Raw genomic sequence first — 14,706 nt, forward strand, 5'->3', positions numbered from 1 at the left:
TAACCATACAACCTTCACTATGCAAATTTTTACTAAATCAGTTAGTTTAATCCTCTTCCTTTGCCTGTTGTGTGGTATTAAAGCCAAAGCCCAGCAAACAGATAGCTTAACAACCGCGCAAACAGATAGCGTTGCGCGTTACAAAACCGATTCGCTGGCCAGGGCGCAGGGAAAAAAAATAAGTGGTATCTTAAGAGATGCAGCCACAGGCAAGCCGGTATCGGGTATCAATATTAGTGTACCGCAATACGCTGCCGCTATTAGCGATGAAAAAGGTGCGTTTACCGTAAGCGTGCCCGATTATGATGCACTTTTACTTGTAAAAGGCCAGGGCTATCAGTCTAAAGAAATCCCTTTGAAAGGGCGTACCACTTTGCCACCTGTACTGCTTTTTGAAGAAAACTACAATTCTATATATGATGTGGCTAAGTTTCCTTACAACCTGGTGCCGCTTAACCAGGTGGCTAATGCCGTAGGCTCGGTAAACACCTTAGGTGCCTGGGAACCAACCAGCCTTGAAATGCCCGATACTTATTTACAGGGTAAAGTTGCAGGTTTAAACGTGGTACGACGCTCGGGTACGCCAAACGTTGGAGCCAATCTTTTCCTGCGCGGCTTTAATTCATTGTATGGTACCAATGCACCTTTATTGGTGGTTGATGGTATGATATACGATACCTTTCATTATGGTAATTCAATTATTAAAGGCCATATTAATAATCCTTACGGTAATCTTGATCTGCGCGATGTGCAGAACATTACCGTGCTTAAAGATGCTGCTGCAAGCGCTTATGGTACCAAGGGTGCTAACGGTGTAATCTTGCTATCTACCAACGGAAACCCCGACCTGGCAACCAAGATAGATTTGGGTATTTACAGCGGCTATAATTTTACCGGTTCAAATTTCCGCCTGCCTATGATGCAATCGGGCGATTACCGTACTTATTTGTCTGATGTATTGCGCACCAGCAGCATGACAGCTGATCAAATTGCGGCACAGCCTTATTTTAATGATAATGTAAATAACGGCATCTATGCCAATTATCATAATAATACCGATTGGCAAAAGCAAACCTTCAAAAACGGGTTTAACCAAAACTACAACCTGCGTGTATCTGGTGGTGATGATGTAGCCCGTTATGTACTGGCTTTAGGTTATGGCGATAATAAAGGCATAACCCGCATGACCGATATTACCAAATTTAACACCCGCTTTAACGCCGATCTGAATATCAGTAAAAACTTCACGGTTAACGCCAATTTGTCTTTCAACTACAACGAGCAAAAACTACGCGATCAGGGTATATCACCAAAAACCAACCCGCTGTTTGTAAGCCTGGTTAAATCGCCCTTATTGCGTGTAAGGCAGGTAAATGCACAGGGGGTTGAATCGCCAAACCTGGCCGATGTTGATATTTTTGGTTACAGTAACCCCGAAGCATTGATCAACAATGCACAGGAGCTTAACCGTAACTACCGCTTTTTTGGTAACCTCAATTTCAGGTACCAAATAAACCGTTACCTTTCTGCACAAACCCTCATTGGCATAACAGCCGACAAGGTTCGCGAAAATTACTTTATACCACGTGCAGGCGTAGTTAACGATACCACCGCAACCGCTATTGTTGATAGCCGCCTGGGCAGCCAGGTGCAGCGCTTGTTCAATATTTACAGCGATACCCGTGTGTCTTACAACCGTACATTTAACCGTATACACGCTTTGGCCATTAACCTGGGCACACGTTATACGCAATATAATACCAATACTAACTTTAACTTAGGTGCCAACTCGGCTATTGACCAGTTAATTACCGTAGGTACCGGCGATCCGTTGCTGCGCCAAACCGGTGGCGATATTGGTAAATACCGTTGGGTTAACAATTACTTTACTACCAATTACCAGCTTTACAATAAATACATTGTTACGTTTAACTTAACTGCCGATGCTTCTTCAAGGTTTGGTACCCAGGCCAATGGCTTATCGTTAGGTGGTGTGAAAATGGCCCTGTTGCCATCATTATCTGCCGCGTGGGTAATGTCATCAGAAAAGTTTATGGCCAACCTCAATTTTATTGAGATGTTAAAGCTGCGTGCCAGCTACGGCTTAACCGGTAACGATGATATAGGTAACTATTCTGCCCGTCAGTTCTATGTTTCTCAAAATTTACTGGGCTTGCAAGGCTTGGTAAGAGGTAATTTTGGCAACCCGCAATTACAATGGGAAGTAGCCAAAAAGCTGAACTTTGGTTTGGATGCATCGTTTTTACAAGAGCGTTTAAATATTACGGCCGATGTTTTTCGTAACACCACCAGCAAAATGCTAACCCAGGAAAGCGTGCCAAGTGCATCGGGTTTGGTGTATGCCTTAACCAATAACGGTGGTATGCAAACCAACGGTGTTGAGCTATCGGTAAGCGGCCGCATTATTAACAGCCCCAATTTGAAATGGGATTTAGGCTTTAACATTGCCACATACCGTAATAAAATCACCAAACTGCCGGGCAACAGCATGCAAACACAATATGCAGGTGCCACTATCTTAACCCAGGTAGGTATGCCGGCTAACTTATTTTACGGTTACAAAACCAACGGCGTATATGCTAGCAATGCCGAGGCAACAGCCGCCGGTATATCTTACCGCAATGCACAAGGTAACCTGGTTGCACAACAAGGTGGCGATATGCGTTTTATAGATGTAAACGGCGATAAGATTATTGATGATAATGACAAACAAGTTATAGGAAACTCTAACCCCGATTTTACCGGCGGTATTACTACCGGGCTTACCTACAAACGCTTTAGCTTGAATGCTTTGTTTACCTACACCAAGGGTAACGATCTGTACAACTACACCCGCAGGCAAATAGAGTCGGCTAACGGCTATCAAAACCAATCGCTGGCTGTGGTGAACAGGTGGCGTGGCGATGGCCAGGTAACCAGTGTACCAAGAGCATCTTTCGGCGATCCGTCGGGTAACTCCAGTTTCTCTGACCGCTGGATTGAGGATGGCTCGTACCTGCGCCTGCGCACCTTGTCTGTTTCTTACGATGTTCCTTTAAAATACAAAGGTTTCAAATACCTTAAAGTATATGCAACCGGTAATAATTTACTAACCTTTACCAAGTACCTGGGTTACGATCCGGAATTTGCGGCCACCGAGAGCCTGCTTACCAATGGAATTGATACTACGCTTGAGCCGCAGTTTAAAACCGTACAATTAGGTATTCGCATAGGTATATAGTAATTACAAGTTTGATTAATAACAACATGAAAAGATTTTCATTAACACTCATAAAAAAAGCCGTATTGTTACTTTGCCTGCTGGTGCCATTTTCCTGCAAAAACATGCTGGATATAGCACCCGAGGCACAGGTAGATATTACCAACCATTACCGCAATGTGTACGATGCCAACGCTGCCGTAATTGGAATATATGGCCAGCTGATGGGTATTGCCGACAGGTACATGGTACTCAACGAGTTGCGGGCCGACCTTATGAGCCCAACCAATAATGCAGACCAGTACCTGCGCGAAATTAGTACGCATACAGTATCGGCCAATAACCCCTGGGCCGATCCTAAGCCGTTTTACAAGATCATTTTAAATTGTAATGATGCGCTTAAGAACTTCGACATTATGTTAAAAGATGCCAAGTTTCGCCGCGATGAATACAACCAGCGTTATGCTGATGTGGCTGCGGTAAGAGCATGGTTGTATTTACAATTAGGTATTCACTGGGGTTCGGTGCCATACGTAACTGATGCTTTGGAAACTGTGGAAGATTTGAAAGATGAAAGCAAGTTTCCGCGCATTCCTTTTAACGATATGCTGGATAAACTCATCGCCACGTTGGCTAATGGTTATCTTGATGTTTACACCACTTCGGCCTCAACCACCGGTTCAACCAGTACTTCGTTAAATACCACGGTAGATGGTTACCCAACTAATTTGTTCTTCATTAACAAGCGTTGTTTACTGGGTGATTTATACTTGTGGAGAGGCAAATACAGCGATGCTGCCACACAATACCGTTATGTAAGCGAAACTGGTTACCGGACCGATCCAGGAGCTGTTAATGCTTTTTGGCAATATAAAGTCACCTACAGTAATTTCAGCATTAATTATAGCCGTCCGGGCGATGAAACCTCCCTTATTGATGATAATACAACAGTAACCGGCTGGCGCTCTATATTCGGTGCTCAACCGGGTACCGATATTAACTCGGAATGGATTTGGACATTGCCTTTTGATAAAAACTTTCAGCCTGTTAATCCTTTTATCGATCTGTTCTCTAACCAGGGTGGCCGTTATTTACTAACTGCCTCTAAACTGGCTTTAGATAACTGGAACTCACAAACGCAAAGCAATGGTTTCCCTTACGATGCACGTGGCAGGCTTACCGTAAAAACCATTGGCGGGCAACCGGTAATTGCAAAACAGCTGTACTACTACTTAAATGGTACTACCCTTGTGCCAACCAATGTTCTGCAAAAGCAAGGCCGCTGGTTGTTGTACCGTTCGGCAACGCTTAACCTGCATTTTGCCGAGGCTGCCTGCCGCGATAATTATGTAGATGTTGCTTATGCATTAACCAACGCAGGTGTATTACAGGTATTTAGCGGGATATTTCCAACCGTAGCGGCTATAAGCACAGGAAGAAACGTACCTGCCGATGCTACTAATATCATGATCACTAATCGCCCGGCACCTTATGACCTGGATGCCCGTTATGGTGATGTGCCTACTTACAGAGGTCCTTGGCATCGTCAAATAGGTACTCGCAGTCGTGCAAATTTGCCTAACCTGCCTATATCTTACATTAACGGTGGACCCGGTTTAGGCGGAGATGTAACCACTATGGAAAACGCCATTATTGATGAAGACGGCCTGGAGCTTGCTTACGAAGGCCAGCGCTGGGGCGACCTGCTGCGCATAGCACTTCGCCGCAACGATGCCTCGTTTGTAGCAACAAAGGTTTACCAAAAACTACTGCGCGATGGCAACCCGCAGGCTGGTGCCGCACTCAACAAATTGTCATCGTTGGACGGCTTGTATTTGCCCTTCAAATTATAATTTAAAAAGAACCCTATCAAGGCAGCTTTTGTAAAAGAGCTGCCTTTTTTCGTTTCAGTGGGTGTACGAAATCGTACATTAATTGTTCGGTTTCGTTCGATGCAAGAATGTATGGTTGATTAAAAATTTAGTAATGAGTCACTTATATTGTGGCTTGGAAAATGAGGCTTATATTTGGCAGCATCAAACAACAATAATGGAAGAACACATATGGAACCTTGTTGAACTATATCTATCTGGCGAAGCATCGACCGGTAATATGGAAGAACTACGGTCGTTACTGGTGCTTTATCCATCTGTTTACCTATCGGTAAAAGAGTTCCTGTTAAACTATCAGGACCCTGACCCCAGGGTTTCTGCATCACAGATCAGTGCTTTTCTGGTTGATACTAACCGGGCTATTGCGGATAGGCAGGAGCAACGTCATAAGCCTTTACAAACTGCATTCGCTCTCCCGCTTGTGGCGAAAACCCAACGGATCAGCCGGTCGCAAAACATCCGTAGTGAGGCAGCCATGGGCATGCAGTTTTTAAAAATCGCACTGCGTAACCTCCAGCGAAACAAAAGCATTTCGTTCATTAACATTACAGGCTTGGGTATTGGCATTGCCAGCGCCGTACTTATTTTATTATGGGTGCAAAACCAATATAGTTACGACCAGTTCCACCAAAACAAAAGCAGTATTTATCAATTAATTAATCGCCAAAAAGCTCATGGTGAAATAAATGCCTGGCCTAATACGCCAATCCCTATGGCACCGGCTGTAAAGGCGCAATTTGCTGAAGTGAAAGATGCGGTGCGTATTAACTGGGTTGGCTCTTTTGTGCTCAAGTACGGCAGTAAGCAGTTAGAAACTGAGGGTTTCACAACTGATCCTGGTTTCCTCAAGGTGTTCAGTTTTCCGCTGTTAAAAGGAAACGCAGCTACGGCGCTAAATGGCACGCATTCCATAGTGCTTACACAAAAGCTGGCCAATAAGTTATTTGGAACCGCCGACCCCATGGGTAAAATTATGGCAGTTGACAGCACCCGCAATTTCATAGTAACCGGTGTATTAAAAGACCTGCCCAATAATACTACGTTTAATTTTGAATACCTGGTGCCATGGAGTTACATGAAAGAGGTAGGTTGGGAAAACAACAGTTGGGATTTCTCTTCTATTCAAACCTTTGTGCAGCTTAAACCCGGCGTAAGCGAACAGCGAGCCAATAACTTATTCAAGAACATATACCGGCAACACGGATTTAATGATGGTAAAGAAATATTTGTTCATCCCCTAAGTAAGTGGTGGCTGTATTCGAAATTTGAGAATGGCCGGTTTGTGGCAGGGCAAGCCAAGGTGGTGCATTTATTTGAGGTAATAGCCTTATTGATCATGCTCATAGCCTGCATCAATTACATGAATTTGGGTACTGCCCGTAGTGCAAGGCGGGCTAAGGAAGTAGGCATCAGAAAAGTATCGGGCGCAGGCAAAGGTTCTTTAATAAAGCAATTCCTGGGCGAATCGGTACTAATTGCTTTTGTAGCAGGACTGTTGGGTTTATGCATGGTTTATGTGAGTTTGCCATTCTTTAATACCCTCATTGGCAAAGAGCTAACTGTACCGGTTAAAGAGCCCTACTTTTGGCTAAGTGGTATTGGTTTCATCCTGTTTACCGGTTTGGTTGCAGGCAGTTATCCGGCATTTTACTTGTCAGCGTTTAAGCCGGTAAACGTTTTAAAAGGAACGTTTAAAGGTGTAACTGCACTTATTGCACCGCGTAAGGTATTGGTGGTTATGCAGTTTACCCTCGCTATTGTTTTCATTATTTGCACCACCGTAGTTTACCGGCAAATAAAGTATGCGCAAACACGCGATACAGGTTACGATGTAAACAACCTGGTATACATATACATGAAGGGTAACACTGCAGCTAAGTACGACCTGATCAAAAACGAGCTGCAAAACAGCGGAGCCATTACCCAAATTACCCGTACCAATTCGCCTGTTTTAGATATCTGGACCGACAATACCTATCAGGGTGCCAAGGATAAACCCGAAGAGAAAATAAGCTTTGCCGAATACCTGACCGATAAAGGCTTTACACAAACCATGAACCTTCCGCTGCTGGCCGGCCGTGACATTAATGTAGACGAGTTTGCTTCAGATACCGCCGCCGTTTTGATAAACCAGGAAGCGGCTAAAAGAATGGGATTTGCCAACCCCATAGGACAGAATATTAAGAGTTGGGCAGGCACGTTTCACATTGTGGGCGTGGTTAAGAATTTTGTTGCCGGGTCGCCCTACAGGTTATCTATGCCGGCTGTAATTCAGGGCTCCAAAAAGAATTTTGGTACCATTAACCTGCGGCTTAATAACAGTAACAGCGTTGCCGACAACCTAAGCAAAATTGCTGCAGTGTTTAAAAAGTATAACCCCGATTATCCCTTCAATTATAGTTTTCTGGATGATTCATATAAGATCAAGTTTAGCAGAGATCATGATGCCGGGAAGCTGGCGGCAGTATTTTCGGGCCTTACTATCTTTATTTCCTGCTTGGGTTTGTTTGCACTGGCAGCCTGTATGGCCGAGAACCGGGTAAAAGAAATTGGCATCCGCAAGGTATTGGGTGCTTCGGTTACACGCATTGCCACCTTATTAACCAAAGACTTTTTGGTGCTGGTGCTTGTTGCGTTTGTTATTGCCTCACCCATAGCCTGGTGGCTCATGAGCGGCTGGTTGCAGGGTTATCAATACCGCGTTAACATAAGCTGGTGGATATTTGGTATTACAGGTGTATGCGCCTTAATAATTGCCATTTCAACAGTGGGCTACCAGGCCTTGAAAGCGGCAACCAGTAATCCTGTTAAAAGCTTGCGATCGGAGTAGGTACGAAGTGCTCCGATAATAAAACATTTTTTATAACATAGGCCGATATTCAGCTATAAAAAAACGGACAGCAGGGGTTATCCACGCTGTCCGTTTTGTATTTGAGATTAAGATTGATTACTTAACACTCACCGTAATATTCTCACGGTTGCTGTGGATGGTTTTGATCCAAAGCAGTTTGTTCTCATTGTCAAAATACCAGCCCGATGCGTTTTGCAAAGCATCGGCATTACCGGCCTTCTTTAAATTTTCACCGTTTTCGGTTACTGTACCCGGAGCAACGCCATCCCAATGTATTTTAGCCATGTAAGCATGGCTTGCAGGCACAAACTTACCCTGTGGTTCAGCAATGTTCAGGCTGTAGCCTGAGGCGTTCAGTGCGCTTGTAATGCGCGTTTGGCTGTAATCGCCTTGTTTGTATTTTAGGCTTAAACCATCATCTTCGTACAAATCAAAGCTTGAACTGGCCGCCGGGTATACATCCAGGGTAATTACGTCTACCGGTTTGGCATCCATGTAAGCCATTTCGGGCTGCATAGGTATAATGCTGCCTGCTTTAACGAACAACGGCAGCTGATCCACAGGTGTTAGTATGTGGATGTACTTTTTACCGGTATAAGCCTGGCCGCTCCAATAATCCACCCAGTTACCCTCGGGCAGGTAAATGGTACGGGTTTGGGTGCCTTTAACGGTTACGGGGCAAACCAGTATATTATTACCAAAAAGGTACTCATCGCCTATATCGTACACATTAGGGTCGTTTTGATATTGCAGTACCAGGGCACGCATTAACGGCATACCGGTTTCATACTGGGTAAAGGCATTACTGTAAATGTATGGCGTTAAGCGGTAACGTAGTTGGTCGTACTTTTTGAAGTTAGCCAGCGCTTCGGCACCATAGTTCCAGGGTTCTTTATAACCGGGGTGATCCATGCCAAACACCATAGCCACCGGGCTAAACATACCAAACTGTACCCAGCGCATGTATAACTCCGGGTCAGCCACGTGCTCAAAACCACCCATGCAGTGCGACCAGTAACCCACACCCGAAAGACCAATGTTTAAACCCGCCTTAATAACCGGGGCGAAGTACTGCCACTCGCTTGGCCAGTCGCCCGCAAAAATGTAGGGGTAGCGCTGTATACCGGCATAACCCTCGCGGGTTTGGTTTACCCCTCTAAAGCCGTTAAATTCCTGAAAGTGCAGGTAAGGCGCTTTAGCATATGCAATAGGAAAAACGTTGTGCAGTTTTTCCACCGCTTTACCGGTTGGGCCTACTTTTTCGCTTTCATTAGCCAGGTGACCAAACGCGCTGCCTTCATCGGTTTTAAGCATCTTCGCGCCAATAGAGGCTACGCGCATTACGCCGTTGTTCCACCACCAGTCGGTAGCTTTAGGGTCAAAAAAGTTAACGAACTCGCCGGGTTTTCCATTCTCGGGGAAGGTGTAGCCTTTGGCGCGGGCCTGGTCTAAGAGGTTGTAAGTTTTACCATTGTCGAAGCGTGGGCGCAGGTGCAAGCCCACTACTTTAAGGTTTAACCCGTAAAGCGTATCGAACATGGCTTTAGGGTTCTTAAAAGTTTCGCGCCACTCAAACGAGGTAGCGCCCTTGCCGCCTACCTTGCCAAATATGCGCCAGGTAGAATCCAGGAATAAAATATCTAACGGGATACCCATTTCGCGCATTTTGCGCACCAGGGCAATTACATAAGCATCAGAGGTAGCCTCTTCATGCCCCCAGGTACCGCCGCTATAAGTGCCCATGTGTAGGCCAAAGGCAAACTTGGGCAGCATAGGGCTTTTACCGGTGATGGATAGGTAGCTTTTCAAGATCGAAGGAAAATCGGGACCGTACATAAAGTAATAGTCCAATTGTCCGCCATGGGTGCTAAAGCTGTATTTATCGCCGCTTTGATTACCCATATCCCACTCGGTGGCATTGGGGGTATGCAAAAATATGCCGTATCCACGCGTGCTCATAAAGAAAGGCACGGGCGAGTAGTTGGCTTCGTTAATATTATAGGCGCCCAAGGCGTTGTTCTTATTTTTGCCGCGGCCAACATTAAGGTTTAAGTTTTTATTGCGCTGGTCAATAAAGTCCATACGCTCACCAAAGCCAAAGAAATGCTCATCGGCCAGTAATTGCTTGCTGCAGCCCGCCGTTTCACCTTTTTGCCAAAAGCCTTCCTGGTCAGCCGAGAGCAGTTTGCCTGCGGGAGAGTAAACGCTTATTTTAAAAGGGGAGGAGTTAACCACCACCTTAATGCCCGATGTGCTTAAAGTTACACCACCCTTTGCAGTTGATGACTTAACCACCACACTGGGCCAGGTGTAGCTTTCCTGCATCAAAAATTCATCGGGCTCAAATTTACCGTTCTGGCTCATGCGTACCCTGAACATGGTGGGCGAGCAGAACTGTAATTTTACGGTTTCGCCCTTTACTTTGAAAACGTAATCGGTACCATTTTTGGCCGGTGCTTTAACTGGTTGGGCCTGTGCAGGCACTGCTATGATAGCAATGCCTGCCAGGCCCAAACACAATAGTTTATTTAATGCTTTCATTATCTGCCTAATCTGTAAACCTCGCTTCCGGCTAATAAATAGCAACCCAAACCGTAATCCTCAAAATCAGGAATATGATCGTAGCTTACCGGTTGCCCGTCTTTGGGTTCCTTGCCGGTGCCCTGTACAAAACCCAGCATCCCATCAGGGTGCAAACAGTCTTTAGCCATGGCGTTCCATGCTTTGGTAATAATAGGCACGTATGTTTTCTTTTTCAGGATGCCATTGTTAACACCCCAGGCCATACCGTAGGCAAATAAGGCGGTGCCGGTAAGCTCTTTGCCGCCAAAGTGCGTAGGGTCCATTAAACTCACGTTCCAGTAACCATCAGTACGTTGCAACGGTACCAGTGCTTCAATCATGTCTTTATACATTTTTAGGTATTCCTCGCGGTGGGGGGCATTTTTAGGCATTACTTCCAGCACGCGTACCATTGCAGCCACTACCCAGCCGTTTCCGCGCGACCAGTAGCAGTTAGCGCCGTTAGGCTCCTTGTAAGGCGGCACAAAGTCCTTATCTCTCCACCATAAACGCTCCTGCGGATTGTATAAGCCCTTGCCGCCATGTACCGTTTTAGAGTAATTGTAAATCTGGTACATCTTCTCGTAATAGCGGTCGTCTTTGTAAATGGCGCCTAATTTGGCAAAAATGGGCATGGCCATTTGAAGGGCATCTATCCAGTGCCAGTCGTCAACTTTATCGCTGGCAAGCATCAGGTCTATGTTCTTTTTGGTAGGCTCAATATACTCTGGCTTTTTATCTAACTCGTATAGCTCGATATAGGTTTGCGAGCAGCACTGGTTATCGGCATTACGGGTGTTAATACCGTCGCGGGGTTCCCATTTGTGGTGGTTGCTCCAGTCTAAAGCATATTGGAGATATTCTTTTTGTGGATTAACCTTGTTAAGCGCCATTAATCCTTCGTAATAAACGGCACGGGTCCACAAGTTACTGGTGCGCACACGGCCCACATTGGTAACTGCACCCGGATCGGGCCATTTTTTCATGAAATAACTATTAGCCAGTGCCATATCGCTCACAATTTTGGCTTTTTTAGGCAGCTTTTGTGCCTGTAAGCTTTTAAAGGGGGCAACCAGCAGCAAGCCTGCTACTAATACCGGAAGGGTTAATTTATTCATCAATTTTTATTGTAGTTTATGATAGATCTCTATTTCGTTAATGGCTAAAATGGCCGTGGCTTTTTTCTCGGGTACGGCCATGCCGTTCGCATCTTTTTTGCCGGTAACCTCTACCAGTCCAAAACCGTCCTTATCGGTATTGGCGCCGGTAAGCTCAACCGTAAGGGTTTTGCCTTTGGTGGGTTTTACGGGGATAGTGACATAACCTAAGCTCTGCGTGGTTTCGCCGGTGTATACCACCTGGTTATCCACTTTGATGCGGATAGGGTACTTGCGGTTACGCCAGTTATCCAGCTTCATGGTTACCTCGTCAATTTGTTCGGGCTGTGCAAATGTATATTTTATCCAGCCGTTTTGTGCGTTACCATCGCTGGTCCAACTGGTAGTTTCGTTGTCATCGTAGCTGTTGTTGGCCTTGTCGGCGTTAGAGCCCGAGCTTACGCTGGCAATATCGATAGCCTTGCGGCTAACAGTGTAAGAAGGGCCTTGTGGTGTTGGCCCACGTTTTAAGCTGCCTTTAAGCTCCGTAGCAGCTATATAATTACTAATGCCTGCATTGACCTGCACCGGCAATGAAGTTAGGTTGATCGTAGCTCCTTTTAAACCATCGGCGTTAGCCATTAGTTGGATATTACCTGCCTCCGGCATGGAACGTAAAATAACACGGTTAACACCACACTCAACCGGCAGGCTCTTCACTAAAATATAATTACCCGGGCCTTGTGCTAAGCCACCGCGCCATTCGGCAGGGCCGCTTAAACCGAAGTTGATCATGCTTAATGCCGTGGGGCAACGCTGACCTTTAGCATCCACCACTTCCACATCCACAATAACCAAATCGGCGCCATCGGCCTTGAAACCGGTTGGGCTAATGTGTGGGGTGAGCTTAATAGCGGCGGGTTCACCTGCGGTATTTAATAATTCTTCGTTTAGTTTTTTACCTGTGTTATCAAAGCTAACGGCTTTCAATTCGCCGGGTTGCCAGTTTATGTTTTTGAAAGTGAATACGAACTGGTTCGATTGTTCGCCATAACCTAACGATTTACCGTTCAATAACAACTGTACTTTATCGCCTGTAGAAATTACATATACATCTTTTTGAGTTCCCTTGGCATAGTTCCAATGGCCTACTAAATGGATGCCGTTCTTGTTAGGATCTACCCAGCCGTCCCAAATTACCTTGTGAGTGTAAAAGCCGTCTTTCGGAATACGCAATGCATCAACCTCGCCGCTGCGGCGGTAGTTTTCGGTGCCACGGAAATGGGTGTTAGAATCGGAGAAGACAATGTTTACCCCGCCCGAGCTTACCCGTTTGCCGGTACCCGGGCGCTCGTGCCAGTAATCGTACCAGCGCACGGCGTTCTCTACCGCGTGCGAGTCGGTGTTGCGGTTATAGTTAAAGCCGCTTTCTTGTTTGTATTTAGGGCCATCACCATTTTTGTGGTAAGGGGGCGAAAACTCGTCCCAGTACTTACGCAAAGCTTCATCGCGCGAATACTCCATAGCCCAGAAAGGTATTTTAGCGCTTTTGTTAACGTAAAGCATTTCGCCGCCATACTCGGCCGCAGGACTTTCCAGCATTTCGCGCGAGCCGGAGGCACGGCCACCGTGCGGGTCAAACTCGTCGCGGATGGCTTTCATGTCTTTCATGTGTTCCTCAATGATCCCTTTGTTGCCCGATTCATAAAACAGGATACTGGGGTTATTGCGGTTGTAAACCATGGCATCGCGCATTACTTCTAACCGTTGCTCCCAGCGGCGGTCTTTAGGGTCGCCCTCGGCATCACCGGCGGGCATAGCTTGTATGAGGCCCACCCTGTCGCACGATTCCACATCCTGTTTCCAGGGGGTAACGTGCATCCAGCGCACTAAGTTGCCGTTGCTTTCCACCATCATGCCGTTGCTGTAATCGCTTACCCAAGCCGGTACAGCATTGCCTAAGGCAGGCCACTCGTTGGTGCTGCGCTGCGCGTAACCATGCATTTGCAGTACGCGGTCGTTCAGCGTAACCATGCCGTTAGCAAATTCAGTTTTGCGGAAACCGGTACGGGTTTTTACCACATCAACGGTGGCGCCATCTACTTTAAGCACGGTGTACACATCATACAAATAGCCATAGCCCCAGCTCCAGAAATTGAGGTTGGTAAGCGGCATGTCGGCCTTGATGATCTGCAACTGGCCGGGGGCAATAGTGGCCTTACCGGCGGTAGTAGTTTTGATCACTTTCCCGTCAGCATCGGCCACCACTACATCTAATTGAACCCTTTTTGGAACCGAATAATCGTTCTTGACCTGGGTTTCAACAGCCACTGTGGCTTTTTGCAATTTTATATCAAAATCATGAGGATAAATGTAAATTCCTGTGGTTTTAAAGGAAGAATATAAGGGAAGCGTTTGGTATACTTTATCGGTTACGTGCAGGTACACATTTTTGTTGATACCCCCGTAATTGGCATAAAAGTTAGCATTGTTCCATTGAAACTGGCTGTTGGTGGCCTTTTCGCGATAGTCCCAGCGGTTGTCTATACGGGCGGCTATTTCGTTGTCACCATTGAGGTTTACCTTATCAGTAATGTCGAAACCGAAGGCCATAATGCCGTTCTCGCTCAAGCCAATGGGCTTGCCGTTGAGGTAAAATTCACCAGCCTGCCGTATACCCTCAAACTCTAAAAATAGTTTTTTACCTGCACTACCGGGCGGCACCCTGAACTTTTTGCGGTACCAGCTAATGCCTACGGTAAGGTCGTGAATATCTTTTTTAAAAGCATCGTCCTCGTTAAATGCATGAGGCAGGGTAATGCTTTGCCAGTTAACGTCGTTAAATTCAAGCTTTTCGGCACCGGTGGTATCGCCTGCATAAAGCTTCCAGCCGGGGTTAAAATTGTATTTGGCACGTGGTACAGGTAGCGATTGGGCAGTAACCCGCCGCATTTCTGCCATAACCATCAAGACTAATAAAGAAATAAGTAATACTCTCCTCATGTAAATTGGTTATAATAATGATGCGTGAAAAGGGCTTAACCCTTGCTTAAGCAGAAAAAAAGCGCCCCTCCCCATCCCCCC

General features: G+C 46.0%; 6 protein-coding genes. 3 read left to right on the forward strand and 3 right to left on the reverse strand.

Annotated features, from left to right (window positions below; all coding sequences use genetic code 11):
• The first annotated feature begins 19 nt into the window (after window positions 1-19).
• The 3 genes from IEV61_RS06220 to IEV61_RS06230 all read left to right on the forward strand — a co-directional run bounded on the left by IEV61_RS06220 (window position 20) and on the right by IEV61_RS06230 (window position 7,942).
• Window positions 20-3,241, forward strand: coding sequence for a SusC/RagA family TonB-linked outer membrane protein (locus tag IEV61_RS06220; RefSeq protein ID WP_188414813.1), 3,222 nt, complete (start codon window positions 20-22; stop codon window positions 3,239-3,241).
• Between the two features lie 26 nt (window positions 3,242-3,267).
• Window positions 3,268-5,073: a RagB/SusD family nutrient uptake outer membrane protein gene (locus IEV61_RS06225; RefSeq protein ID WP_188414815.1), complete on the forward strand. Its 1,806-nt coding sequence runs from the start codon at window positions 3,268-3,270 to the stop codon at window positions 5,071-5,073.
• Between the two features lie 196 nt (window positions 5,074-5,269).
• On the forward strand, window positions 5,270-7,942 hold the full coding sequence (locus tag IEV61_RS06230; protein ID WP_229747055.1) for an ABC transporter permease: 2,673 nt from the start codon (window positions 5,270-5,272) through the stop codon (window positions 7,940-7,942).
• Window positions 7,943-8,059: 117 nt separating this feature from the next.
• Here IEV61_RS06230 and IEV61_RS06235 read toward each other — a convergent pair whose 3' ends face one another.
• Genes IEV61_RS06235 through IEV61_RS06245 form a run of 3 tightly spaced genes read right to left on the reverse strand, consistent with a single transcriptional unit; the run spans window position 8,060 to window position 14,625 of the window.
• Window positions 8,060-10,504, reverse strand: a complete 2,445-nt coding sequence (locus IEV61_RS06235) for a glycoside hydrolase family 31 protein (RefSeq protein WP_188414817.1) — start codon at window positions 10,502-10,504, stop codon at window positions 8,060-8,062.
• Complete coding sequence (locus IEV61_RS06240) at window positions 10,504-11,643, reverse strand: glycoside hydrolase family 88/105 protein (RefSeq protein WP_188414819.1); 1,140 nt, start codon at window positions 11,641-11,643, stop codon at window positions 10,504-10,506. Before IEV61_RS06240 ends, IEV61_RS06235 begins: the two co-directional genes overlap by 1 nt.
• A 6-nt stretch (window positions 11,644-11,649) precedes the next feature.
• Entirely contained in the window at window positions 11,650-14,625 is a 2,976-nt protein-coding gene (locus IEV61_RS06245; protein WP_188414821.1) for a DUF4982 domain-containing protein, read from the reverse strand.
• Between the last annotated feature and the right edge of the window lie 81 nt (window positions 14,626-14,706).

The sequence above is a fragment of the Mucilaginibacter galii genome, assembly GCF_014635825.1.
GTDB lineage: Bacteria > Bacteroidota > Bacteroidia > Sphingobacteriales > Sphingobacteriaceae > Mucilaginibacter > Mucilaginibacter galii.

Bases quoted from the DNA above. Each gene is read 5' to 3' on its own strand.
- IEV61_RS06245 (WP_188414821.1), bottom strand. From the start codon at position 14,625: ATGAGGAGAGTATTACTTATTTCTTTATTAGTCTTGATGGTTATGGCA.
- IEV61_RS06220 (WP_188414813.1), top strand. From the start codon at position 20: ATGCAAATTTTTACTAAATCAGTTAGTTTAATCCTCTTCCTTTGCCTG.
- IEV61_RS06225 (WP_188414815.1), top strand. From the start codon at position 3,268: ATGAAAAGATTTTCATTAACACTCATAAAAAAAGCCGTATTGTTACTT.
- IEV61_RS06240 (WP_188414819.1), bottom strand. From the start codon at position 11,643: ATGAATAAATTAACCCTTCCGGTATTAGTAGCAGGCTTGCTGCTGGTT.
- IEV61_RS06230 (WP_229747055.1), top strand. From the start codon at position 5,270: ATGGAAGAACACATATGGAACCTTGTTGAACTATATCTATCTGGCGAA.
- IEV61_RS06235 (WP_188414817.1), bottom strand. From the start codon at position 10,504: ATGAAAGCATTAAATAAACTATTGTGTTTGGGCCTGGCAGGCATTGCT.